Raw genomic sequence first — 25,189 nt, forward strand, 5'->3', positions numbered from 1 at the left:
AAGGGGGAGTACGGCAACATGCGGACGCAAAGGAGCTAGCGTCCCTCAACCATGGGAACTAGGACGGCCGTCCCTGCATGGGCCAGCCGGTGGGGGCGAGCCCTCATCCGACCAGGCGGCCGGGGGTCACCCTCATACTTGTCGTGTCCACCGTAGGAAGGTCCACGGGCAAGCCAAAAACGAAGGTGGCGCCGGCGCCTTGTTGCTGCGCCAAGACAATATCGTCGCCATGTAGTTGCAGAATGCGACGTACGGTCAATAGTCCCAGGCCGCCTCGCTCGGGCCCGGCATGGCTCCACACCGAGGCCCGGGTAAAGAGCGTTTCCCGCAGGGCCTCGGCCACGCCCGGCCCCTGGTCCGCCACCCGCACCTCCACGCGCGCGCCGCTGCGTCGCACGGCCACCTCCACGCCGCCGCCGGCAGGACTGTGGCGCAGCGCGTTATCCAGGAGGTTGGTAAGCACCCGTTCGATCATGCCCAGGTCGGCGCGCACCATCGGCAGGTCCTGGTCCAGGCGCGCGGTCAGGCGCACGCGTCGCGCCTCGGCCTGCAGCTCGAATTTCTGGAAGACGTCCTGTATGAGCTCAGGCAGGGAAAAGGCCTCGGTGTCGGGCTGGATCAGGCCGGACTCCAGTCGCGCCAGCTCGAACAAGGCCTGCGCCAGGCGTCCCACCTTGCGGCTTTGGTCCAGCGCCACCTCCAGGTAGCGGCGACGCTCCTCCGGGCTCAGCGCCTGCTCCTTCAGCAGCAGCGTTTCCAGATAGCCGTGCAGCGACGTCAGCGGCGTGCGCAGGTCGTGGGAAATGTTCGCGACCAGTTCGCGGCGCTGCTGATCCTGGCGTGTCAGTTCGCGCCATTGTTCCGCCATGCGTGCCGCCATCTGGTGGAAAGTCTGTTCCAGGATGGCGATTTCATCGCGGCTGCCCGCGGCCGCCTGTCCCGCCGGACTCGCCAGGGCGGAGGCCACCGCGGCATCGTCGCCATCGAAATCGCGCAGCGTGGCCGTCAGGCGGCGCAGCGGGCGCGTGATCAGGTTGAAGGCGGCCAGGCCGGCCAGCAGGCACAAAAGCGCCACCAGGGCAATGGCCCATAGTGTCGTGCCCAGCACCGAGCTGACGGCGACGTCGGCCGCCAGCATGTCGCGCGCCTCGCTCTGCAGGACCACGTAGACATAGCCATGGGGTTGGCCGTCGACGCGCAGGGGCGCGGCATTGAACACCTTGCGGCCGGCCAGGCTGCGGGGATCGTCGCCGTAGATCGGCAAGGGATCGCCCGCCAGCAGGCGCCGCACCGGCTCGATGTCGATCCGATCGCGCAGCATGTGGCCGCGCGGGGTCGCATCGCCGACGATGCGCCCGTCCGGGGCCACCAGGTAGACCTCGACATTGGGGTTGACCGCCATCAGCTTGTCGAACAGTTCGCGCACCGCCTCGCGACGCAGGCCGGCAGCATCCATCAACTGCGAGGTATCGGCGATATGCTGCGCCAGCCCCATGGACAGGCGCTGGGCGGTTTGCGCGTCGTGCATCGCATTGGCGCGCACTTGCAGCCACGCCGATGCGCCGCTGCACGCCAGGAGCAGCACGGCGAACACCGCCGCCAGCCGCTGGGTGAGCGTCAGGCGGCGCCAAGGCGAAGGACGGCCGGCGGCAGGACTCAACGCTCGTCTCCCGGCGTCATGAACTTGTAGCCCTTGCCCCAGACGGTGACGATGCGGCGCGGCTCGGCCGGATCGTGCTCGACTTTCAGGCGCAGTCGGTTGATATGGGTGTTCACGGTGTGCTCGTAGCCGTCGTGCTGGTAGCCCCATACCTGGTTGAGCAGGTCCAGGCGGGAGAACACCTGCCCCGGATGGCGGGCGAAGAAATACAGCAGGTCGAATTCGCGCGGCGTGAGTTCCACCGGCTGGCCGTCCACCGACACTTCGCGCGCCAGGGCATCGATGCGTACCCCGCCCGCCTCCAGGCCGCCGCCTTCCAGCCGCGCGCTGCGGGCCATGGCGTCGCTGCGACGCAGGAGCGCCTTGACCCGCGCCACCAGTTCCAGCATGGAGAACGGCTTGGCGAGGTAGTCGTCGGCGCCCAGTTCCAGGCCCAGGATGCGATGCAGTTCGCTGGAGCGCGCGCTGGTGATGATAATCGGCGTATAACGGGTCATGGCGCGCGCGCGGCGACAGATTTCCAGGCCGTCGACGCCGGGCAGCATCAGGTCCAGCACCAGGGCGTCCCAGCCGCCCGCCTCCAGCAGGCGCAAGCCCGTGTCGCCGTCCGCGGCATGCTCCACCGCATAGCCTTCGTCACGCAGGTGCAGGCGCAGCAGGTCGGCGATATGGACGTCGTCCTCGACGATGAGTACACGTTTTGAGGTAGTCATGGGTGCGATGTCATTCGAGACAGGGGGCATTGTCGCCCCGACGGGCGCGGGCAAGTATCACATTTAATTTAAGTTTGCGTGAGGACTTGGGGAGCACGCCGGAAGAACAATGCGTTCATCGAACAGGAGCAAGACCGACAGGAGCAAGACCATGAGCACTCAACGTCGACATTTCCTGCGCAAGGCCGGTCTCGGCGTGCTGGCTGGCGGACTGGCCGGCTGGCAGCTGTGGCGCCCGGCGCCGGCGGCGTCCGCGGGCAGCGCGGCGGCGGACGCCGCCGGCCCATATGCCGTAACGCACACGGACGCCGAATGGCGGGCGCTGCTGACCGGCCCGCAATACGCGGTGTTGCGCCAGGAGGGCACCGAACGACCGTATAGCAGTCCGCTGAACGGCGAGCACCGGCCGGGCATTTTCTCCTGCGCCGGCTGCCAGCTGGCCCTGTTCTCGTCGAAGACCAAGTTCGACAGCGGGACGGGTTGGCCGAGTTTCTGGCAGCCCTTGGAGAACGCCGTGCGCACGCACGAAGACCGTTCGTTCGGAATGGTCCGGTCGGCCGTCTCCTGCCGCAGTTGCGGCGGCCACCTGGGGCATGTGTTCGACGACGGTCCCAGGCCGACCGGCTTGCGGTATTGCATGAATGGGGTGGCAATGACGTTCAACTCACACGAGAGGCAATCATGACGAATCATCCCGAGTCTTCCAGCGTCTCCACCCGCCGCCTGCCTGCCCTGGCCGCCGGCGCCGCGCTGGGCCTGGCTGCCGTGCTGCTGGCGCCCCAGCTGAGCGCGCGCGCCGCCGAGCAGGCGGTCGCCATCGCCGCCCCGGCGATGGACGAACCGGCGTCCGGCGCGAGCAGCGAAACAGCGGTGTTCGCGGGCGGCTGCTTCTGGGGCGTGCAGGGCGTGTTCCAGCACGTCAAGGGCGTGACGCGCGCGGTATCGGGCTACGCGGGCGGACAGGCCGCGACCGCGCATTACGAGATCGTCAGCGAGGGACGCAGCGGTCATGCCGAGTCGGTGCAGGTGACCTACGATCCGCGCCAGATCAGCTACGGCAAGCTGCTGCAGATCTATTTCTCGGTGGCGCACGACCCGACGCAGCTGAACCGCCAGGGTCCGGACACCGGGACGCAATACCGGTCGGCGCTATTCCCGTCGTCGCCGATGCAGCACAAGGTGGCCGAGGCGTACATCGCGCAGCTCAATCGATCGGGCGTTTATCGGAAGGCCATCGTGACGACGCTGGAGGACGGCAAGACCTTCTATCCCGCCGAGGCCTACCACCAGGACTTCATGGAACACAACCCCGACTACCCCTACATCGTCTACAACGACCTGCCCAAGGTAAAGAACCTGCAGGCGATGTTCGGCGACCTGTATCGGGACAAACCGGTGCTGGTCGCGCAAACGCGGTGATGCGTTACTCCATCTGCAAGCCCGATTGCCGGATGGCGGTGCCCAGGCGTTCCATTTCCCGCTTGATGTGGGCGGCGAACTGCTCCGGCGTGCCGCCGACCGGTTCGGCGCCGTCGCTGGCCAGGCTCGTGCGGATCGAAGGATCCTGGAGGGCCTGGTTCAGGCCGGCGTTCAGCTTCATGACGATGTCGCGTGGCGTGCCCGCCGGCGCCAGGATCCCGTACCAGGAGCTGGTTTCATAACCCGGCAATCCCTGCGACGCGATGGTGGGAACGCCCGGCAGCGACGCAAGCTCATGCGCGCCGGTCACGCCCAGGGGGACCAGGCTGCCATCCTTGATATGCGGCAGGATGGCCACGACGCTGCTGAACATCAGGGGCACCTGTCCGCTCAGCAGGTCGGTCAACGCGGGACTCAAGCCCTTGTAGGGCACATGCGTCAGCGTGACGTGGGCCTCGGTGGCGAACATCACGGCCGCCAGGTGCGAGGAAGAGCCGTTGCCGTTGGACGCATAATCCAGCTTGCCGGGTTCCCTGCGCGCCAGCGCGATCAATTCCGCCACATTGCGTACGTGCAGGCTCGGCTGCGCCACCAGCACCATGGGCGCCTGCGCCAGCAGGGTGATGGGGGCGAAGTCCTTGATGGGATCGTAGGGCAGGTTCTTGCGCAGGTTCGGATTGATGGCATGGCTGCCCACGCCGCCCAGGAACAAGGTATAGCCGTCGGACGGCGCGCGCGCGACGGTCTCGGCGCCCACGGTGCCCCCGGCGCCCGCGCGGTTCTCCACGACGATGGCCTGGCCCAGGATCTCGCCCAGCCGCCGGCCCACCGTCCGCGCCACGTTGTCATTGCCGCCGCCGGGCGAAAACGGGACGATCAGGCGTACAGGATGATCGGGAAAGCGGGCGGCCGCCTGCCCGCCCGCCGCCTGGGCGCGCGCCGCCCCCATGCCGCCCGCCATGACGGTGCACGCCGCCGACAACAGACCCACCAGCCACGCCCTACGCTTCATCATGTTCTTCCTCGCGCCCATCCGGGCTCACGCTCACGTCCAGGTTGTTCAATGCCGGGCTCATCCCAGCGCGGCCCGCGCGGCGCCGGCGCCGGCGATGCGGCCAAAGACGGCGCCGGACACCAGGCCGGTGCCGCTGGGATAGTTGAAATAGAAGAGACCGCCGACCATCTCGCCCGCGCAGTACAGCCCAGGCATGGCATTCAGATGCACGTCCAGGACCTGGCCGTTCTCCGGGCGGATCCGCAAGCCGCCGAAAGTGAAGGTGATGCCGCACGTGGTGGCGTACGCATGGTACGGCGGGGTATCCAGCTTCTGCGCCCAATTCGACTTGGGCGGCGAGATGCCGCGGGTGGACAGGCCGTCCTTGATGGTGGGGTCGAAGGCCGCGTCCGGCACCACGGCGTCGTTGTACGCGCGCACGGTTTCCAGGAAAGCCGGGGCGTCCACGCCTTCCAGCTTTTCGGCCAGGGCCTCCAGGGTGTCGGCCGTCACCTTGGTCATCATCTTGATGCGGTACTCGGATCGCAGCAGGTCGTTGACCTTGGCGTCGAAGACCTGCCAGGCGAATTGGCCGGGCTGCTTGAGCAACTCGCCGCCATACTTCGCGTAGGTGAAGGAATGGAAATCCAGGCCTTCGTCGACGAAGCGGCGCCCATGGGCGTTGATCAGCAAGCCAAAAATATAGCTGTGCTTCTGGTATTGATCGCCGATGTTCACGTCGCCGAACTCGGGCGCGTTCAACTCCCAGCCCGTGGCGTGGCAACCCGACCAGTTGCCGTACGGCGCCGCGCCAATGTCGAGGGCCATGCGCAAGCCGTCGCCCTGGTTGTAGCGGGTCCCCCGCACTTTCGCCAGCTCCCAGCCCGGTCCCAGATAACGCGTGCGCATTTCGGGATTGGCCTCGAAGCCGCCGCAAGCCAGCACCACCGCGCCCGCGTGGAAGTCGACCGGCTCGCCTTCCCGCGCGGCATGCACGCCGCGAATGCGCTCATGCTCGTCCAGCAGCAGGCGCTTGGCCCGGGTCGCGTAGTGCACGTCGATGCCTGCCTCCCGCGCGGCCTTGTCCAGGAATTGCACCAACCCGGCGCCGCCGCCCGACACTTCGATGGGCAGGCGGCCGAAGAACTTGCGGCGGCCCTCCACCAGGCGGGACTGGCGGCCGAAGTTGGGCACGAAACGCACGCCCTTGGACCGCAGCCACACCATGGTGTCCAGGCTTTGGGTGACCAGGATCTCCGACAACTCGGGATCGGTGCGGTAGCTGGTCAGGCGAAACAGGTCGTCGAAGTACTCATCGGTGGTGTTGGTAAAGAAATCGCTGGTGGCGATCTCTTCCTCGGTCAGGTCGGTCACGCGCTTGAGGTCTTCCACCGAGTCGTAGGCGAAGCGCATCACGCCGCCGGCAAACCGGCTGTTGCCGCCGGACTCTTCCTGCGGCGCCGCCTCCAGGATGGCGACGCGCGCGCCCTCGTCGCGCGCGGCCAGGGCCGCGCACAGCGCGGCATTGCCCTTGCCCACCACGATCACGTCATAGTTCTGCTTGGCGTCTTGCACGTCAGTCTCCTCCTCGAACGGCTTGCTCTATCCGCAGGGTCAGCGCCGCCACGCGCGGCAGCGCATCGATGTCGTCAATGATGTCGGCGATGCCTTCCACCGCGTCCTCGCGCAAGGCCGTGCCCGCGCACAACAGGAACTTGTGCCGCAACAACGCGGGCGGCAGCGGATGGGCGGATGTGCGGCCCAGGGCTTGGTCGACGCTGGCGCGCAGCACCCGGCCGTCGCGCAGGGCGAGCACGACGTGGGCGGCAAAATGGTTGCTGGCATCCACCTGCCCGCGGGACGCAGTGGCGATCTCGGCGATCCGCGCCCCCGCCGCCTCGTCATAGGCGGCGACCCGCACGCGCGGCAGCAGCGCCGCGATGCGGGGATCGCGCCAGGCATCATCGCCGAAATCGACCTCCGCCACCCGGCCGTCCGCCAGGGCGCGCGCCACCACGTATTGCAGGCTGAACTTGGCATCCAGCGCCCCGCGCGGCCGGGGCCGGTTGGTATGGGCCAGCCGGCGGCTGTGTATGGCCACGTCGATGGCCGCGACGTCCTCCAGCCGGGGACGATGTTCGCGCACCAGGGCCAGCATGGCATCGATGGCGGGATGGGTGCTGCCGCAACAAGGGTATTGCTTGAAGGCGATACCGGGCGCGACCAGGTCGTAGGGGTCGGCCCACGCGGCCATCGCCTTGCCCGCATCATGGGCGCCGGGGCCGTTGAAGACGTCGAGGAACCCCTGGCGGTGTTCGAAAACGTCGGCGGCGTTGGCGGTGAAGCCGCGCTGCGCCAGGCGCGCGGCATACAGGCCGTTGCGGGCGCAATGGCCGACGTGCAGGGGCTTGGTCATGGTGCCGAAGTTGGCCTTGATCCCGGACGCGAACGAGGCCGCCAGCGCCAGCGCGGTGGCGGTGGCCGTGCCATCAAGGCCCATCAGGCGGGCGCAGGCGGCCGCCGCGCCGAAGCACCCCAGCGTGGCGGTCGGATGCCAGCCCTTGCGATAGTGATGCAGGTTGACGGCCATGCCCAGCTTGGTCTCGGTCTCGAAACCGGCGGCATAGGCCGTGATGAGATCGCGGCCGGCGCTGTCCAACTGCTCGGCCAGCGGCAGCAGGGCCGACACCAGGGGCGCCGACGGGTGGCCTCCCATGGTGTTGCTGCTGTCGTCGAAGTCCAGCGCGTGCGCGGCGGTGCCGTTGACCAGTGCCGCGTCCAGCACGCCCAGGCGCTGCCGCGTCCCCAGCCGCAGCGCGGGACCGGCGCCACCGTCCAGGGCCTGCTCGGCCATTCGGGCGGCGGGCTCGCCGCTGCCCGCCAGCGTCACGCCGACGGTATCGAGGATGCCCATCCGCGCACCATGCAGGGCCGGCGATGGCAGGTCCTCGTAACGCAGCGCGGCCACGCGCGCGCCCAGCCATTGCGCAAGGCCCGGCGTCGCGGTGGCCGCTGCGTCCTGCGCGGTGTCTGCCTCCATCTCCATCGCTCCTCGTTCCCGCGGCGCGGCAGGAACATCGATGTCCATGCGACGTGTCGACATGTCGTTGCGACACTTCTTTTAAAAATAGAGTACCACGGTATACTATTTTTCAGACAGTACGGATTTCCCCTTCCCCCATCCCCTAGGCTCCCCATGTCGACGACCGCCCTCTCGGACAATCGCTATACCCGCGGCATCGCCCGCTTCGTTTCCGGATTGCGCTATGAAGCGATTCCGCGCGAAGTACTGGCTCGCATCAAGCTATTGATGCTGGACTCGCTGGGTTGCGCGATCTACGGCGCGGACCTGGAATGGTGCCGCATCCTGCAAAAGACGCTGACAGGGCTCGACACGACGCAAGGCTGCGCCATCTGGGGCACGCGGCACAAGCTGTCGGCGCCCCACGCCGCGCTGGTCAACGGCACCCAGGTACAAGGCTTCGAACTGGACGACGTGCACCGCCAGGGCGTGCTGCACGTCGGCGCGGTAGTACTGCCGGCCTTGGTGTCCATCGCGGAAACGCGTGGCGGCATGAGCGGCCGCGATTTCCTCACCGCCGCGGTGGCGGGCTATGAAATCGGTCCTCGCGTGGGCATCTGCATGGGACCCGAGCATATCGCGCAAGGCTGGCACTCGGGCGCCACGCTGGGTGTGTTCTCGGCGGCGGCGGGCGCCGCGCGCGGCCTGGGCCTGGACGTGGATCGCACGGTCCACGCCCTGGGCATCGCCGGCACCCAGTCGGCGGGCCTGATGGCAGCCCAGTACGGCGCCATGGTCAAGCGCATGCACGCGGGCCGCGCGTCGCAAAGCGGCCTGTATGGCGCGCTGTTCGCCGAACAGGGCTTTACCGGCATCATCAACGTGCTGGAAAGCGAATACGGCGGTTTCTGCAGCACCTTCTCCCGTTCACAGGATCGCTTCCAGCTCGACGCGCTCACGTCCGACCTGGGCCAGGCCTGGCAGACCATGGGCGTGGCCCTCAAGTTCTATTCCTGCGTCGGCAGCAACCACAGCACGCTGGACGCCATCCGCGCCATGCAGGCCGACCGCCCCTTCGGCGCCGAGGAGGTCGATAGAATCCTCGTGCACGGCTCGCAGGTCACCATGGACCACGTCGGCTGGAAATACGAACCGCAAGGCCTGACGTCGGCCCAGCTCAACCTGCCCTATTGCGTGGCGACCTGGCTGCTCGATGGCGATTGCTTCGTCGACCAGTTCACCGAGGACAAGGTGGCCGATCCCGACCGCATGCGCATCGCGGAAAAGGTGCACGTGGCGCACGATCCCGACATCACCGCGAAGGGATCCAAGTTCCGTCACATGGTCCGGGTGGAGGTCACGCTGCGCGACGGCACGCATATGGAACGCACGGTGGAGGCCGGCCGCGGCAACGAAAAGAACTTCGCCAGCGAAAGCGACATCGTCGAGAAATTCGAGAAGCTGGCCACCCACGTGCTGCCGCGCGATCACGTCGAGGAAATCCGCGACTGCGTGCTGGGGCTGGACACGCTGCAGGACAGCGCCGCCCTGCCGCGCCTGCTGGCCGCCCGCGGCTGAGGTTCGGGCCCATGGCCACCGGCCGCCAGCCCAGCGCCAGCCGGCAGCTTGCCGAATTCGCCGCCGGCCTGCGCTATGACGCGATTCCGGCGGACGTGCGCGAACGCGCGCGGGCCTGCATCATCGATACGCTGGCCTGCTGCGTGCACGGCGCCAGCCTGCCGTGGAGCGCCGCCACCGCCGCCTATGCCCGCCGCTACGGCAGCGGCGGCCCGTGCACGCTGTTCGGCGCGTCCTCGCCCGGCCTCACCGCGCCGGCCGCGGCGTTGGCCAACGGGGCGGCGGCGCATGCCTTCGAGCAGGACAGCCTGCGCTTTCCCGGCGCCGGCGTGCATCCGGGCGCCACGCTGGTGCCCGCGCTGGCGGCGGCCTGCCAGGAAACCGGCGCGCATGGGCGCCAGGCCCTGACCGCGTTCGTGGCCGCCTGCGAAGTGCTCTTTCGCATCGGCGCCGCGACCCATCACGGCTGCGAGAAACTGGGCTTCCATGCGCCCGGGCTGACCGGCCCGTACGGCGCGGCCATCGCCGCCGGCCTGGTCCACGGCCTGGACGCCGACGGCCTCGCGCGGGCACTGGGCATTGCCGGCTCGCTCTCCGCCGGCCTGCTGGCCTTCACCAAGGCGGGCAATGGCGCGATGGTCAAGCGCCTGCATCTCGGACGCGCCGCCGAGGCCGGCGTCATGGCGGCCGCGCTGGCGCAGGAGGGCTACGAAGGCCCGGACACCATACTGGAAGGCCGCTACGGCTTTCTCGATGCGTATTGCCGCGACGCCGAGCCGGCCCTGCTCACGCGCGGCCTGGGCGACAGCTGGGAGACATTGAAGATCTGCTTCAAGCGCTATCCCTGCCATGTCACGGCGCAGGCGCCGATACAGGCGTTGCGCGGCCTGATGGCCCGACATGGGTTGAGCGGCGCGGACATCGTATCCATGGCCTTGGGTTGCAGCGAAAAAGTGGTCAGCCACCATGACATCCGCGCGCCGGCCGACATCATGGCGGCGCAATACAGCGTGCCCTTCTGCCTGGCGCTGGCGCAGTTCCGCGATCCGGAGGATCCCGGCGCGTACACCGCGGACGCCTTGCACGACCCCGCCATCCGGCGGGCCTGCGATCGCATCGTGCTGGTTACGCAAGCCGACCTGCCTTCGGCGTGGAGCGCGCGCCTGACGCTGGGGCTGCGCGATGGCCGCAGGCTGGAGGCCATGGCCGACGGCTTTCTCGGCCTGCCCTCGCTGCCCATGACGGAAGACGACCTGCGCCGCCGCTTCATGCTGCGCGCGCAAGGTCTCGGCGCGGACGCGGCAGCCGGCTGGTACGGCCGCCTGGCCGACCTGGAAAACCAGCCGGAATTCCCGGCGGGCTAGGGCCCACGCTCAGCCCTTCGGGCCGTCCCCGCCGCCGCGCTTGATGTGGCTGGACAGCAGGCCCGGCCCGCCACGCTGACGGATCTCGTTGAGCAGCTCGCTGTGTTGCAGCTGCACGCGCACCTTCAGCGCGTTGCGCACATGGCGTCCCATGACGGCGCGCGCGCCCTCGGCATCGCGCCGGGAGATGGCCTCGCAGATTTCCGCGTGCTCCTCCAGCACCTGCCGGCGCCTTTCCTCGATGACCAGCGTGGACACATTGCGGTAAGCGGACAGCGTGTCCGACGTGATCAGCAGGAACTTGAGCAGGAATTTGTTGTGCGCGGCCCGATAGATGGCTTCATGGAACACGCGGTTGTGTTCGTTCATGCGGCCGGGCTGGTCCATGATCTCCTTTTCCGCCTGCACCAGGTGACGCAGGGTGGCGATCTCGGCCTCGGTGGCATGCTCGGCCGCCGACGCGGCGGCGGCGGTTTCCAGCAATTCGCGCACCGCGTAAAGCTGCTGCAGGGCGGCATCGTCGATGGAAGCGACGACCAGCCCGCGACGCGGATGCGGCGTCAGCAGGCCCTCGTTCTCCAGGCGGCGCAAGCCTTCCCGCACGGGCGTGCGGCTGATGCCCAGCCATTCGGCGACCTTGTACTCCGAGACGCGATCGCCGGGCTTGATGTCGTTGGCCAGGATGGCGTCGCGCACGGCGTCGTAGGCGAGATCCCCCAGCAGGGCCTGGGAATCGGCAATTGTCTTCTTCATCAGGAAATTCTCGGTTCCCACGTTTACCAGGCCGCAGCATAACGCAGCATAGCCATCCTTGCCTGGGCGGAAAGGCCTGCGTTGCGGGTTCCCGCCTCGCCCTTGCCGGCGACGCCATTCCGGGCCGCGCGACCGCCGGCGGCGCTATTCCGAGGCCGGACTGCCCGCCTGGGCGGCAGCCGGTTCGTTCAGGCCCATCTGCGCGATGAGCATATCGTAGACATGCCGTATCAAGGGGTTGATGAGGTCGTCCCGTATCCACAGGAAATAGGTCACGTCGGGCAAGGCCGGCATGCCGTCCTTCTCGCCCAGCACGCGCATGTCGGGGCTCAGGAACTCGACGCTGCGCGCGGTGATGCCCAGGCCCGCGCGCACCGCGGCCCGGATGCCGACCAGGTTGGGCGCGACATAGTTGGTGTGCCACGGCAGGCGCGCCTGCTCCAGCGCGTTGAGCGCGATGCGGCGAAAGATGCTGGGCTCGTCCGCCAGCACCAGGGGCAAGGGCGCGGAGACGTCGTGCAGGTAACTGGCCGACCCGATCCAGGCCGTGGGGGACGTGCGCAGCACGACACCTTCCAGTCGCTGGTCGAAGCGGGTGGAAATCGTCAGGTCCAGGTCACCCGCGCGCAGCGCCGTCATCAGGGTAGGGCTGCGGTCGACGCGGATCTCCAGCCGCACGCGCGGCGACCAGCGGGCGATCTGCGTGAGCACGGCCGGCAGGATGGTGTCGGCCACGTCATGCGGCGAGCCAAGACGCAGCTCGCCTTCCAGCTGCCCGTCCTGCATCGCCCGCACGGCTTCGTCGTTGATGGCCAACATGTGGCGCGCATAAGCCACCAGCTTGCGGCCGTGCGTGGTCAGCAGCTTGTTGCGGCCCTGCTTCTCGAACAGGGGCAGGTCCACCAAGTCTTCAAGGCGCTGCATTTGCTGCGTGACCGCCGACTGGGTCTTGTGCAGGCCCAACGCGGCGCCCGAGAAGGTCTGCTCCTGCGCCACGGCGACGAGGGTACGCAGGAGGTCGATGTCCAGGTTCTTCATGTGCGCTGGCTCATCTCCACGGAACCGGCATGCGCCCGGCGCCGCAACCGGTCAACTGCATCCGGCCAACTGAATCCATAAGCAATCCTAATATATTTTTAAATCAAATTAATTTGTCGAGATGGCTTTCGGCTCGTAGAGTAGCGGAAATAACAGGATTTACAAGGGAGTTTACGCAGATGACTTCGCAACACCCGCAGCAGGCGCAGATCGCCCAGGCTATCGAAAATATAAAAAATACTTTAGGAAAGCAGGGATTGAACCGCCAGAGCCTGTCCGGCGTCCTGGATAGCCTGGTCGGCCTGGCCGGCCATCGCGACTGGTGGGGGGCGGACCGCTACGCGGCGCCGGAAGGCGACGAGCGCCAGGCGCGCTACCTCATCAGCGAAACACCGGATCACGAATATGCGCTGTACCTGAACGTCATGCGGCCGGGGAAGAAGATCGTGCCGCACAACCACACCACCTGGGCCTGTATCGCCGCCGTCGAAGGGGTGGAATTCAACTACGTCTACGACCGCCTGGACGACGGCGCCCAGCCCGGCGTGGGGCGCCTGGCGAAGAATCGCACGGTGGTGGTGGAGCCCGGCGCCGGCATCGCGCTCATGCCCGACGACATCCACGCGGTGGAAATCCAGGGCGACAGCGTGATCCGCCACCTGCACATGTACGGCCGCGCGCTGGAGACGCTGACCGAGCGCCTGGCCTTCGACCTGGACACGGGCACCTGCAAGATCATGCCCATCGGCGTGCAGACCCGCCGCTGAGCCGCTGCCCCGATATCCGACCATGAACGAACACGACAAGCCCGGCCACAAGGCCACGACCCGGCTGCTGCGCGCCGGCCGGCCGCACCGCGGATGGGTCAACACGCCCGTCACGCGCGCCAGCACCTATATATTCGACAGCGTCCAACAGTGGCGCGACACACGCTCGCGCCGCGACCAGGAACGCCTGGTCTCCTACGGCGCCCGCGGCACGGACAGTACCCATGCCCTGGAAGACGCCCTGGTCGAACTGGAAGGCGGCTACCGCGCCAAGGCCTATCCTACCGGGCAGGCTGCCATCGCCACGGTATTGCTCGCCTACCTGAAGAGCGGCGACCATGTGCTGATCACCGACGCCGTCTATGAACCGGTGCGGCGGTTCTGCAGCGAGCACCTGGCCCGGCTCGGCATCGAGTACTCGTACTACCTGCCCGACGGCAGCGACCTGGCCGCGCGGCTGCGTCCCAACACGCGCATGATCTACGCCGAGTGCCCGGGTTCGCTGGCCTACGAAATGATGGACCTGCCGGCCGTCGCCGGGCTGGCGCGGGCGCACGACTGCTGGCTGGCCGTGGACAACACCTGGGGCTCCGGCCTGCTGTACCGCCCGCTGGCGCTGGGCGCGGACATCTCCATCATCGCCGCCACCAAGTATCTCGGCGGCCATGCCGACGTCATGATGGGCGTGGCCGTCACGAATGAACGCGCCTGGGCGCCGCTGGAGCGGGCGACCGTGGACTTCGGCCAGACGGTCGGCGCCGACGACGCCTACCTGGTCCTGCGCGGCATGCGATCCATGCCGGCGCGCATGGCGGTGCATGGCCGCAGCGCCATGCGCGTCGCCGACTGGCTGCAGTCGCGGCCGGAGGTGGCGCGCGTGCTGTGTCCCGCCCTGCCCGGCGATCCCAGCCATGCCCTCTGGCGGCGCGACTGCCACGGCACCAACGGCCTGCTGTCGATCGAGTTCGCGCCGGGCATCGAGGACGCCGATGTGGAACGCGTGATCGACGCCTTCAAGCTTTTCGGCCTGGGTGCATCCTGGGGCGGCTTCGAAAGCCTCGCCGTTCCCGCCTACATGCTGCGTGCCCGCAGCGTGGCCGACTGGACCGGCCGTGGCGCGGTGCTGCGGCTGCATATCGGCCTGGAGGACCCCGAAGACTTGATCGCGGACCTGGAGCAGGCGCTGGCCGCGCTGCGAAGGTGAAGGCCACGCCTGCGCCCCGCGGATTCGGTGGCGATAGTCGATAGTCGATAACCGGCTGCCGCCGGTGGCCTGTAGCCTGTCGCGTCCGAGGCCCCCGCCACCCGCGGCGGATTGCCTGCCGAAGCCGGCGGGCGCCCCGCGTCGCGCAGGCTTTTTCCCCGCTTTTCTTTCCGGCGTTTCTTTTCGGTTTTTCCCTTCAGCTTTTCCATCCTTATACGCAGCATTTTTTCCCCGGATCCGATGACTACCCAGCAACATGCCCCGCAGCCCCTCGCCCCCGTGGATGCGCCGACGCTCAAGCGGTGGCTGCACGATGGCGGCGAGATCGCCCTCCTGGACGTGCGCGAGCATGGCCAGTACGGCGAGGCCCACCCGTTCTACGCCACCACGCTTCCGTACAGCCGCCTGGAGCTCGATATCGGGCGCCTGGTGCCGCGCCCCTCCACCCGCATCGTGCTGCTGGACGAAGGCGACGGCATCTCCGAACGCGCGGCGCAAGCCCTGGCCGGCCTGGGCTATACCGATGTCCGCCCGCTGGCGGGCGGCATGGCGGCATGGCGCGCGGCCGGTTTCGGCGTCTTCGCCGGCGTCAACCTGCCCAGCAAGACCTTCGGCGAACTGGCCGAGCACCTGCTGCACACGCCGCGCATCAGCGCCACCGACCTGGCCCAGCGGCTGGCACGCGGCGACGACCTGATCGTGCTGGATGGGCGGCCCTATTCCGAGTACGGCAAGATGAATATCCCGGGCGCCATCTGCTGCCCGAACGGAGAACTGGCCCTGCGCGCGCAGCAGCTGGCGCCCAGCCCCTCGACCACCATCGTCGTCAACTGCGCCGGCCGCACGCGCAGCATCATCGGCGCGCAGACCCTGATCGACCTGGGCCTGCCCAATCCCGTGCTGGCGCTGGAGAACGGCACCCAAGGCTGGTATCTGGCCGACTTGCAGCTGGAGCATGGCTCGCGCCGCAAGTATCCGGATGCCATCGACGCCGCGCGGCTGCCGGTCCTGCGCGAGCAGGCGCGGCGGCTGGCCCGGGAACTGTCGGTGTCCATCGTCGACGCTGCCCAGGCGCGGGCCTGGCTCGCCGAGGGGGACCGCAACACCTTCCTGTGCGATGTTCGCACGCCGGAGGAATATGCCGCGGGCACCTTGCCCGGCGCGCAGCATACGCCCGGCGGCCAGCTGATCCAGGCCACGGATCAATACGTCGGCGTGCGCGGCGCGCGCATCGTACTGTTCGACAATGACGGCGTGCGCGCGCCGGTGGTGGCGGGCTGGCTGGTGCGCATGGGCTGGGATGTCCATGTCCTGGCCGAGGGACTGGACGCACGGGTAGCGGCGTCCGCCGGGGGCCTGTCCACGGCCGCGGCGCCTGTCGCCGCCCGCGTTGACGCCACCATCGCCGCCCCCACCGCCGCCATCGCCACCGCCGACCTCGCCGCCGCCGTGCAGGCGGGCGCCACGCTGGTCGACGTCCGTCCCAGCATGGCCTACCGCAAGGCCCACGTGCAAGGCGCGCGCTGGTCCATCCGCCCGCGGCTGCGATCCCTGAGGCTCGATCCGCAAGCCGACGTGGTGCTGCTGGCCGACGATGCCGGCGTGGGCGCCCTGGCCGCGCGCGAGCTGGCGGACCTGGGCGTTCGGCGCGTGCGCGTCAACGTCGATACGCCCGCGGCCTGGCGCGTTGCGGGCCTGCCCGTAGCGGCCAGTCCCGCCCTGCCGGCCGATGCCGACTGCATCGACTACCTGTTCTTCGTTCACGACCGCCACGACGGCAACAAGGCGGCGGCCCGCCAGTACATCGCCTGGGAGACCAACCTTATCCACCAGATCGATGCGCAGGAACGCGCCGGCTTCCGTTTGCCGGCGCACACGCAACCGGGCTGACCACCGCCGGGCCTGGCGTGCCGCGCGGGGCATCCGCCCGCATCGCGCGCCAGGGCCGGCCCCTCAGTCCACCCGACGAGCCGGACACCACGATCCAGGCCGTTAATCCAAGGTTCAAGGGGAACCGTATGAAACTCGCTTCTGCTTACCAGCCGGCAGTACTTGCATCGACATTGGCCCGCCTCGCGCCCCGCCGCGCGCGGCGCGGCCTGGCCGCCCTGGCGGTCGCTCTGGGCGCGTGCGCGGCGACACTGCCCGCCCACGCCGCCTATCCCGAAGCCGGGACGCCGATACGCCTGGTGGTCGGCTTTCCGCCCGGCGGCGGCGCCGACGTGCTGGCGCGCGCCGCGGCGGTGGGCATGTCCAAGGCGCTGAACACCAACGTCATCGTCGAGAACCGGCCCGGCGCCAGCGGCATCATCGCCACCGACTATGTCGCCCGCGCCGCTCCCGACGGCTATACGCTGTATCTCGGCACGCCAGGCTCGTTGACCATCCTGCCCTTCCTGCAAAAAGTGCCCTACGATCCCGCGACCGCCCTGGCGCCGGTATCCGTACTGGTGACCATGCCCAACATACTGGTCACCAATCCCGCATCGGGCATCAACAGCGTCGCCGACCTGATCGCGCGCGCGAAATCCGGCAAGGACGTCACGTATGCGTCGGGCGGCAACGGCACCATCGGTCAGATGGCGGCCGAGCAGTTCAACATGCTGGCCGGCATCAAGATGCGCCACATCCCCTACAAGGGCACCACGCCGGCCTTGACCGATGTCGTCAGCGGCCTGGTCGACGTGACCTTCTCCGACCCGTCCGTAAGGACCTTGACCGAGGGCGGCAAGCTGAAGGCGCTGGCCGTCACCACCGCCGGTCCGTCCGGCGAGTTCCCCGGCGTGCCACCCATCGGCGCGACCGTGCCCGGCTATGAGCTGGCCAACTGGTATGGCGTGCTGGCGCCGGGCGCCACGCCGAAGGCCGTCATCGATACGCTGAACCACGCCTTCGCCGGCGTCATGAAGGAACCGGACGTCATCAAGGTCCTGGCATCCTCCGGCATGACGGCCACTTCCAGCACTCCGGCCCAGTTCGGCGAGCTGATGGCCAGGGAGCGCATCAAATGGTCGGACCTGATCAAGAAGGCCCACATCTCGCTGGATTGAACCAGCCCTCTTACATCGGACAGGCACCGAGATGACTCGTATCCAACCCGAGTCGCGCGGCCACGCGGTGGCCGCCGGCGAACAACGCTATCCGCAACTGGCGCACTGGGGCGCCTACACGGCGGTGGTCCGCGACGGACGCCTGGTCGACTGCGAGCCTTTCGACCAGGACCCCCATCCGTCCCGCCTGCTGGAGACCATCGCGCCCATGGTGTACTCGGCGCACCGCGTCGCGCGGCCCGCCGTGCGCAAGGCATGGCTGGCGTCGCGCGGCGAAAGCGGGCGCGAACTGCGCGGCCGCGACGAGTTCGTCGAAGTCGATTGGGATGTCGCGCTGGACCTGGTCGCCGAGGAGATCGCCACCACCCGCGCGGAACACGGCGCCCAGGGCATATTCTCCGGTTCGTACGGCTGGTCCTCGGCCGGCCGCCTGCACCACGCCCGCTCGCTGATCCGCCGCTTCTACTTCGCCGGCGGCGGCGGCGTGGACCAGGTCGGGAACTACAGCTGGGGCACCGCCCAGTTCCTGCTGCCCTATGTCATCGGCACCTACAACCCACTCACCGGCCGCGTCACTTCCTGGCCCAGCATCGTCGAGCATACCGAGGTCTTCGTCGCGTTCGGCGGCCTGGCGCTGAAGAACGGCCAGGTGTCGTCGGGCGGCGCGGCCGAGCATACGCTCGAATCCTGGCTGCGCAAACTGGCGGCGAGCGGCGCGCGCATCATCAATATCAGCCCCACCCGCGGCGATTGCCCGGACTTCGTGCATGCGGAGTGGATACCGATCAGGCCCAACACCGATGTGGCGCTGATGCTGGCGCTGGCCCATGAAATCCGGTGCGCGAACGGCCACGATGCCGCCTTCCTCGCCAGCCACTGCGTCGGTTATGAAGCCTTGGAAGCCTATTTCCAGGGCCGCGACGACGGCGTCGCGAAAACGCCGGAATGGGCCGAGCGCATCACCGGCGTTCCCGCCGCGCGCATCCGTTCCCTCGCCATGCAGCTGTGCGGCAAGCGCAGCTACCTGACCTGCGCCTTTGCCGTGCAACGGGCGCAGCATGGCGAACAACCCTATTGGATGGCGATCGCGCTGGCCGCCATGCTGGGGCAGATAGGCCTGCCCGGCGGCGGCTTCGGCTTCGGCCACGGGTCCATGAACGGCGTGGGCAATCCGCGCATCGCGACGCCCGGCCCCGAAATGCCGGTGGGACGCAATCCGTCGGAACTCGCCATCCCGGTTGCCCGGCTGACCGAGATGCTGGAGCAGCCCGGCGCGCCCTACCCCTTCCAGGGTCGGACGCAGCACTATCCGGACATCCACTTCATCCACTGGGCCGGCGGCAATCCCTTTCATCACCACCAGCAACTGGACCGGCTGCTGCGGGCGTGGCGCGCCAAGCCACGCACCGTCGTCGTCAATGAAATCTGGTGGACGCCGGCGGCGCGCAACGCCGACATCGTCCTGCCCATCACCACGTCGCTGGAGCGCAACGATATCGGCGGTTCGTCGCGCGACCGCTACGCGCTCGCCATGCATCGCGCGATCGATCCGGTGGGCCAGGCGCGCAACGACTACGACGTCTTCGCGGACCTTGCCGAGCGCCTCGGTTACCGCGACCGCTACACCGAGGGACGCGACGAGATGGACTGGATACGCCATATCTATGCCCAGTTCGCGCACGCGCAGCAACAGGCGGGCGTCACCGTCCCGGCCTTCGACGAATTCTGGCAAGGGGGATACGTGAAACTGCCGCCGCCCGTCGCCGACTTCGTCCTGTTCGAGGAGTTTCGCCGCGATCCGGGCGCCCATCCCCTGCGCACCCCCAGCGGCCGCATCGAGCTTTATAGCAGCACGCTCGCCAGCTACGACCTGCCGGATTGCGGCGGCCATCCGCGCTGGATCGCGCCGCGCGAGTGGCTGGGCGCCGACGCCGCGCGCACCTATCCCCTGCACCTGCTGACCATACAGCCGGCCGACCGGCTGCACAGCCAGATGGATGCCGCGCCGCTGGCGCAATCGAACAAGGTCGCGGCGCGCGAAGCCTTGCGCATGCATCCCGACGATGCGCGCGAGCGCGGCCTGCGCGACGGCGACACCGTGCGCCTGTACAACGCGCGCGGCGCCTGCCTGGCGGGCGCGGTCCTGGACGATGGCGTGCTGCGCGGCACCGTGGTCATGGCCACCGGCGCCTGGTACCAGCCGGACAGCGTGCACGGCGCCCCCGAACGCGCGGGCACCGCCAATGTCCTCACGCTCGATATCGGCACGTCGTCGCTGACGCAGGGGCCCAACGCCATGAGCTGCCTGGTCCAGGCCGAGCGCTGGACCGAGGACGCCGGCGTGGAGCCGCGGCGCCCCTAGTCCTAGCCCTAGTCCCTAGTCCCTAGTCCCTGCTGCGCACACCCGCCAGGCTCGTCCCTTTCCGTTTTCTTCCTAGTCCAGTCCGAGGTCCGACACGATGTACCTGTTCAAGAAACTCGCCGCCGCCTGCGTCGCCGGCGTGTCCCTGGCCTGCGCCGCGCCCGCGTGGTCCGCCTATCCGGCGGCCCCCATCACCTTCACCGTCCCCTTCCCGGCGGGCGGCGGCGTGGACCTGGTGGCCCGGCTCTACGCCCAGCGCATCGGCCAGGCCACCGGCGCCAATATCGTGGTGGAAAACCGCGGCGGCGCGGGCGGCACCATAGGCGTGAACATGACCGCGCACGCGCCGGCGGACGGCTACCATTTCGTCCTGGGCAGCCCCGGCAATATCAGCATCGCCCCCAGCGCCTATCGCAGCCTGCCCTACCAGCCCTTGAAGGACCTCAAGCCGGTGGGCATGGCGGTGCAAATGCCCCTCCTGCTGTTGACCCGTCCGGATGCGCCTTATACGAACGTCGCGGACCTGATCCGGTATGGCAAGGACCATCCCGGCAAGCTCAGCTACGGCTCGGGGGGCACCGGCACGTCACAGCACCTGTCGGGCGCCCTGTTCGCGCAGAAGGCGGGAATCGACGCCGTGCACGTCCCTTACAAGGGCACGGCCCCGGTGCTCACCGACCTGATAGGCGGCCGGCTGGACTACACCTTCGGCGACACCTCGATGATCCCGACCGTGAAGGCCGGAAAGCTGAAGCTGCTGGGCGTCGCCAGCCCGCAACGGTCGGCCTTGCTGCCCGATACGCCCACCATCGCGCAGGCCGGCCTGCCCGGCTACGCCGCCACCAACTGGTACGGTTTCTTCGCGCCCGCCGGCACGCCGGATACCGCCGTGGCCTGGCTGGCCGGCCAGGTCCGTGCCGCGCTGGCCGATCCGGCCTTCGCGCAGCAACTCAAGGCGCAGTTGCTGGAGGCGCCGCCCGCGATGGACAGCGCCGCCTTCGGCAAATTCGTCGCCCAGGATATCGACCAGTGGTCCACGCTGATCAAGTCCATGGACCTGCACCTCGATTGAGGACGCGAAGCCATCTCTTCATCTGATCGCGCGTCGCGCCCGGCGCCGGCGCGCCCCTGAACGCATATCGAACCACGACAGGAGACCCGCCATGGGCATCATCGGAAATTTTCTCGCGGAAAATACAGGCCCGGCCCGGCAAACCGGCACGCTGGCCGTCGGCAGCATGTCCTCGGGCATGGAAGTCGGCCTGCCTTATGTCGCCGTCCGTGGCGCGCGGCCGGGCAAGACGCTGTGGCTGCACGGCCAGGTGCACGGCGACGAAATCAACGGCATGGTGGCGGCATTGCGCTTCGTCAACGGGCTCGATCCCGCGACCATGCAGGGCAACGTGGTCGTTACGCCTACCGGCAATCCACACGCCCTGGACAGTCGGCGCAAGCGCAATCCCTACGACGACCTGGACCTCGACCAATGCTATCCCGGCAATGCGGGCGGCCTGATTTCCGAACGACTGGCGCACGCCTTGTTCTCGGAGATACGCGGCACGGCCAGCTTCGTCCTCAACCTGCACACGATGAACCCCCTGTTCAACTCCAAGGCCTACGCCGTGTACAAGCTGCATCCGGGCAGCGGCGTGGACGAGCGTGAGCTGCTGCGCGCCATCGCGCTGTTCGAACCCAACGTGGCTTGCCGCATGGACGTGGGCGGCAAGGGAGAATTGCCCGGCAACATCGCCGGCGCGCTGGACTACCAGTGCCTGGCCGCGGGCATCCCCGCCTTCATGGTCGAGCTGGGCGGCGGCAGCCGCTATGAAGCCCACAACGTCGCACTGGCGGAGCGCGGCTTCGCCCGGCTGGCGGGCCATCTGGGCATCCTGCCAGGCGGCGCCGGCTACCGCGCCGAGACGGTGCGCAGGGTCACGCGCCGGGGCTGGATCACCTTCACGCAGGGCGGGCTGTTCGTCCCCGAAGTCGAGGCCGGCGCCACCTTGCCGGCCGGCAGCGTACTGGGCGCGTCGATGAACCTGCACGGCGCCCCGCTGGAAACCATACGCCTGGCCAAGGACGGCATCGTCATCGGCCTGCGAGGGGATCCGGTGATCCATACCGGGGAGCGCGCCGCCTTCGTCGCGCATGAATGGGACGAATATCCCCTGGCGTGATCAGAACATTCTCCTGGGAAGCCGCGGCTTCGTTGGATAGTCTTGGCCTATAGGACCCATTAAAACGATGAAATTCCATATTTCATCGCCTGGCGCGTATAGTCCTTTGCACCCCATGCTCATCGGGGTGGAACCGATCCTGCGCCGCGTCCATCCCCATACGGAGACCCCATGACCAACGAAGCGAAGTGCCCATTCAATCACGCCGCCGGCAGCGGCACGACCAACCGCGATTGGTGGCCCAAGCAGCTGCGGCTGGATTTGCTGAGCCAGCACTCCAGCAAATCCAATCCGTTGGACCGGGAGTTCAATTACGCCAAGGCGTTCAAGAGCCTGGACCTGGCCGCGGTGAAGAAGGACCTGGCGGCCCTGATGACCGACTCGCAGGACTGGTGGCCGGCCGACTTCGGCCACTATGGCGGTCTTTTCATCCGCATGGCCTGGCACAGCGCCGGCACGTACCGCATCGGCGACGGCCGGGGCGGCGCGGGACGCGGCCAGCAGCGCTTTGCGCCCTTGAACAGTTGGCCGGACAACGTCAGCCTGGACAAGGCCCGCCGCCTGCTGTGGCCGATCAAGCAGAAATACGGCCAGAAGATCTCGTGGGCCGACCTGCTGATCCTCACGGGCAACGTGGCGCTGGAGACCATGGGCTTCAAGACCTTCGGCTACGGCGGCGGCCGCGAAGACACCTGGGAGCCGGACCTGGATGTCTATTGGGGCGATGAAAAAACCTGGCTGGGCGGCGATGTCCGCTACGGCAAGGGCGCGGCGGGCCGCGATGCCGACGACGAAGGCGTGCTGGTCGCCGACGCGCAGATCCACGGCCAGGAAGAAAGCCGCAACGACGACCGACGGCTGGAAAACCCGCTGGCCGCCGTGCAGATGGGCCTGATCTACGTCAACCCCGAAGGCCCGGAAGGCAATCCCGATCCGGTCGCGGCGGCGCACGACATACGCGAAACCTTCGGCCGCATGGCGATGAACGACGAAGAGACCGTGGCGCTTATCGCCGGCGGCCATACCTTCGGCAAGACGCACGGCGCGGGTCCGGCCGACAACGTAGGCGCGGAACCGGAGGCGGCCGGCCTGGAACAGCAGGGCCTGGGCTGGCACAACAAATTCGGCACCGGCAAGGGCGCCGACACCATCACCAGCGGCCTGGAAGTCACCTGGACGTCCACGCCCACCCAATGGGGCATGGGCTTTTTCGCCAACCTGTTCGGCCACGAATGGGAGTTGACGAAGAGCCCGGCCGGCGCGCATCAATGGGTGGCCAAGAACGCCAAGGCGGACATTCCTCATGCGCACGATCCGTCGAAGAAGCTCCTGCCGACGATGCTCACCACCGACCTTGCGCTGCGCTTCGACCCGGCCTACGAGAAGATATCGCGCCGGTACATGGCGCATCCGGACGAGTTCGCCGACGCCTTCGCCCGTGCCTGGTTCAAGTTGACCCACCGCGACATGGGCCCACGTGCGCGCTACCTGGGTCCGGAGGTGCCGGCCGAGGAATTGGTGTGGCAGGACCCCGTCCCGGCTGTCGACCATCCGCTGGTCGATGACAAGGATGTCGCGGCCTTGAAACAAAAGATCGCGGCCAGCGGACTGTCCGTGGCGGAACTGGTCTCCACTGCCTGGGCTTCGGCGTCCACGTTCCGCGGATCGGACAAGCGGGGCGGCGCCAATGGCGCGCGCATTCGCCTGGCGCCGCAGAAGGATTGGGAAGTGAACCAGCCGGCGCGGCTGGCCAGGGTCCTGGCGGCATTGGAAGGCGTGCAGAAGGCGTTCAACGACGCCGCCTCCGCGCAGGGGGGCAGGAAGATCTCCCTGGCCGACCTGATCGTGCTGGCCGGCGGCGTCGGCATCGAGCAGGCGGCCGGGCAAGCCGGCCATCGCATCGCCGTGCCGTTCGCGCCCGGCCGCACCGACGCCTCGCAGGCGCAGACCGATGTCGAGTCGTTCAGCGCGATGCAGCCGGCGGCCGATGGCTTTCGCAACTATGTCGACGCCCGCGTGCGGATTCCGGCGGAGCACCTGCTGGTCGACCGTGCGCAATTGCTGACGCTGACGGCGCCCGAGCTGACCGTCCTCATCGGCGGCCTGCGCGTGCTCGACGTCAACACCGGCGCTGAAAAGCATGGCGTCTTCACCGACCGCCCCGGCGCGCTGACCAACGACTTCTTCCGCAACCTGCTGGACATGGGCACCGCATGGACGCCCAGGTCGGCCGCCAACGATATCTTCGACGGCCGCGACCGCAAGACGGGCAAGACCCGGTGGACCGGCACGCGCGTGGACCTGGTCTTCGGCGCCGATGCCCGCTTGCGCGCGCTGAGCGAGGTCTATGCCAGCTCGGATGCGGAGCGCAAGTTCGTCGATGACTTCGTCAAGGCCTGGGTCAAGGTGATGAACCTGGACAGGTTCGATCTGGGTTGACAGGCGTTCAAGTATAAAATCCGGCCGGTGAAAAAACCGGCCGGATTTTTTGTTCGCGCGCCTTCAGTTCGCGCTTTCCGTTCGCGCTTTCATCCACCTCGCCCCCTACTCATGGGAGTATCCATTCCATGCGCTCGACCATGCAGGCCTACACGATGCTGACGCTGCTAGCCGCGGCCAGCCTGTCACCCGTCCTTACCGACGCTGCCCCGGCCGCGGGGCTGGCGCAACTGGAGGGCAAATGGAGCTATGCCAGCGACTGCAATTTCGGCCACTATGCGGAGATGGAAGTGAAGCCGGACGGCTCGGGCAAGTCGGCGACCGGTACGTGGTCGGATGGCACCCGTACCGGCGGCGAGGCGGGCGACCTGAGCGGCCGGCTCGAAGGCGACAAGCTTTATGTCCTCCTCTGCACCGAGGACGATATGCATGACGGCGGCAAATGCGCCATCGGCGACCGGAAGAATGTCGGCGGCTACCTGAGGCGGGAAGGCAAGAAACTGGCCTGGTACCGGCTCATCGGCCAAGGCGCCGATGCCAAATACGAGAAATACCTGGAGTTGCAGCGCGGCAAGATGAAGCCGGCGCCCGAGGAAAGCTGTCCCCCGGATGGCGACTGAACCCACGCCGTGCCATTGATTCTCCGAAA

The 25,189-nt window shown here is 68.1% G+C and carries 20 protein-coding genes; 13 read left to right on the plus strand and 7 right to left on the minus strand.

The window, feature by feature from the left end; translation table 11 throughout:
• Nucleotides 1–103: 103 nt before the first annotated feature.
• Nucleotides 104–1,660 (minus strand): sensor histidine kinase, encoded by a 1,557-nt coding sequence (locus tag C7R54_RS06095; RefSeq protein ID WP_129149222.1) that lies wholly within the window; start codon nucleotides 1,658–1,660, stop codon nucleotides 104–106.
• A complete protein-coding gene (locus tag C7R54_RS06100) occupies nucleotides 1,657–2,373 on the minus strand; it encodes a response regulator transcription factor (RefSeq protein ID WP_129149223.1) in 717 nt (238 codons plus the stop codon). Before C7R54_RS06100 ends, C7R54_RS06095 begins: the two co-directional genes overlap by 4 nt.
• A 151-nt stretch (nucleotides 2,374–2,524) precedes the next feature.
• On the opposite strand from C7R54_RS06100, the gene msrB reads away from it, so the two are divergent.
• Nucleotides 2,525–3,058, plus strand: a complete 534-nt coding sequence (msrB, locus tag C7R54_RS06105) for a peptide-methionine (R)-S-oxide reductase MsrB (RefSeq protein WP_129149224.1) — start codon at nucleotides 2,525–2,527, stop codon at nucleotides 3,056–3,058.
• Nucleotides 3,055–3,792, plus strand: coding sequence for a peptide-methionine (S)-S-oxide reductase MsrA (msrA, locus tag C7R54_RS06110; protein ID WP_129149225.1), 738 nt, complete (start codon nucleotides 3,055–3,057; stop codon nucleotides 3,790–3,792). Before msrB ends, msrA begins: the two co-directional genes overlap by 4 nt.
• 4 nt (nucleotides 3,793–3,796) lie before the next feature.
• Here msrA and C7R54_RS06115 read toward each other — a convergent pair whose 3' ends face one another.
• From C7R54_RS06115 to C7R54_RS06125, 3 genes are read right to left on the minus strand one after another with little or no spacing between them, the layout of a single operon-like run.
• Nucleotides 3,797–4,807 (minus strand): tripartite tricarboxylate transporter substrate binding protein, encoded by a 1,011-nt coding sequence (locus C7R54_RS06115; RefSeq protein ID WP_240039384.1) that lies wholly within the window; start codon nucleotides 4,805–4,807, stop codon nucleotides 3,797–3,799.
• Nucleotides 4,808–4,864: 57 nt separating this feature from the next.
• Nucleotides 4,865–6,361 carry an FAD-dependent tricarballylate dehydrogenase TcuA gene (gene tcuA / locus C7R54_RS06120; RefSeq protein WP_129149226.1) on the minus strand — a complete coding sequence of 499 codons (1,497 nt, stop codon included), beginning with the start codon at nucleotides 6,359–6,361 and terminating at the stop codon, nucleotides 4,865–4,867.
• Between the two features lies 1 nt (nucleotide 6,362).
• Nucleotides 6,363–7,826 (minus strand): MmgE/PrpD family protein, encoded by a 1,464-nt coding sequence (locus tag C7R54_RS06125; RefSeq protein ID WP_158021159.1) that lies wholly within the window; start codon nucleotides 7,824–7,826, stop codon nucleotides 6,363–6,365.
• Between the two features lie 156 nt (nucleotides 7,827–7,982).
• Between C7R54_RS06125 and C7R54_RS06130 the strand changes: the two genes are divergently transcribed.
• Nucleotides 7,983–9,386, plus strand: coding sequence for an MmgE/PrpD family protein (locus tag C7R54_RS06130; protein WP_129149228.1), 1,404 nt, complete (start codon nucleotides 7,983–7,985; stop codon nucleotides 9,384–9,386).
• A gap of 11 nt (nucleotides 9,387–9,397) precedes the next feature.
• A complete protein-coding gene (locus C7R54_RS06135) occupies nucleotides 9,398–10,750 on the plus strand; it encodes an MmgE/PrpD family protein (RefSeq protein WP_129149229.1) in 1,353 nt (450 codons plus the stop codon).
• 9 nt (nucleotides 10,751–10,759) lie between these two features.
• Here the strand turns inward: C7R54_RS06135 and C7R54_RS06140 are convergent, their stop codons facing one another.
• Nucleotides 10,760–11,503: a GntR family transcriptional regulator gene (locus C7R54_RS06140; protein WP_129149230.1), complete on the minus strand. Its 744-nt coding sequence runs from the start codon at nucleotides 11,501–11,503 to the stop codon at nucleotides 10,760–10,762.
• A gap of 144 nt (nucleotides 11,504–11,647) precedes the next feature.
• Complete coding sequence (locus tag C7R54_RS06145) at nucleotides 11,648–12,541, minus strand: LysR substrate-binding domain-containing protein (protein ID WP_129149231.1); 894 nt, start codon at nucleotides 12,539–12,541, stop codon at nucleotides 11,648–11,650.
• A 179-nt stretch (nucleotides 12,542–12,720) separates the two neighbouring features.
• On the opposite strand from C7R54_RS06145, the gene C7R54_RS06150 reads away from it, so the two are divergent.
• From C7R54_RS06150 to C7R54_RS06190, 9 genes are all read left to right on the plus strand, one after another.
• Complete coding sequence (locus C7R54_RS06150) at nucleotides 12,721–13,308, plus strand: cysteine dioxygenase family protein (RefSeq protein ID WP_129149232.1); 588 nt, start codon at nucleotides 12,721–12,723, stop codon at nucleotides 13,306–13,308.
• Between the two features lie 22 nt (nucleotides 13,309–13,330).
• Nucleotides 13,331–14,512 (plus strand): cystathionine beta-lyase, encoded by a 1,182-nt coding sequence (gene metC, locus C7R54_RS06155; protein ID WP_129149233.1) that lies wholly within the window; start codon nucleotides 13,331–13,333, stop codon nucleotides 14,510–14,512.
• Between the two features lie 240 nt (nucleotides 14,513–14,752).
• Complete coding sequence (locus tag C7R54_RS06160) at nucleotides 14,753–16,402, plus strand: rhodanese-like domain-containing protein (protein ID WP_129149234.1); 1,650 nt, start codon at nucleotides 14,753–14,755, stop codon at nucleotides 16,400–16,402.
• A 128-nt stretch (nucleotides 16,403–16,530) separates the two neighbouring features.
• Nucleotides 16,531–17,562: a Bug family tripartite tricarboxylate transporter substrate binding protein gene (locus tag C7R54_RS06165; protein ID WP_129149235.1), complete on the plus strand. Its 1,032-nt coding sequence runs from the start codon at nucleotides 16,531–16,533 to the stop codon at nucleotides 17,560–17,562.
• 31 nt (nucleotides 17,563–17,593) lie between these two features.
• A complete protein-coding gene (locus C7R54_RS06170; RefSeq protein WP_129149236.1) occupies nucleotides 17,594–19,924 on the plus strand; it encodes a molybdopterin guanine dinucleotide-containing S/N-oxide reductase in 2,331 nt (776 codons plus the stop codon).
• 97 nt (nucleotides 19,925–20,021) lie between these two features.
• The gene (locus C7R54_RS06175) at nucleotides 20,022–20,996 is read left to right on the plus strand and encodes a Bug family tripartite tricarboxylate transporter substrate binding protein (RefSeq protein ID WP_129149237.1); all 975 of its coding nucleotides are present in this window, start codon (nucleotides 20,022–20,024) and stop codon (nucleotides 20,994–20,996) included.
• A 91-nt stretch (nucleotides 20,997–21,087) separates the two neighbouring features.
• Entirely contained in the window at nucleotides 21,088–22,101 is a 1,014-nt protein-coding gene (locus tag C7R54_RS06180; protein ID WP_129149238.1) for a M14 family metallopeptidase, read from the plus strand.
• Nucleotides 22,102–22,272: 171 nt separating this feature from the next.
• Entirely contained in the window at nucleotides 22,273–24,540 is a 2,268-nt protein-coding gene (gene katG, locus C7R54_RS06185) for a catalase/peroxidase HPI (RefSeq protein ID WP_129149239.1), read from the plus strand.
• 128 nt (nucleotides 24,541–24,668) lie between these two features.
• The gene (locus C7R54_RS06190) at nucleotides 24,669–25,160 is read left to right on the plus strand and encodes a hypothetical protein (protein ID WP_129149240.1); all 492 of its coding nucleotides are present in this window, start codon (nucleotides 24,669–24,671) and stop codon (nucleotides 25,158–25,160) included.
• Nucleotides 25,161–25,189 lie beyond the last annotated feature (29 nt).

Source organism: Achromobacter aloeverae, assembly GCF_004121055.1.
GTDB classification, from domain to species: domain Bacteria; phylum Pseudomonadota; class Gammaproteobacteria; order Burkholderiales; family Burkholderiaceae_B; genus Bordetella_C; species Bordetella_C aloeverae.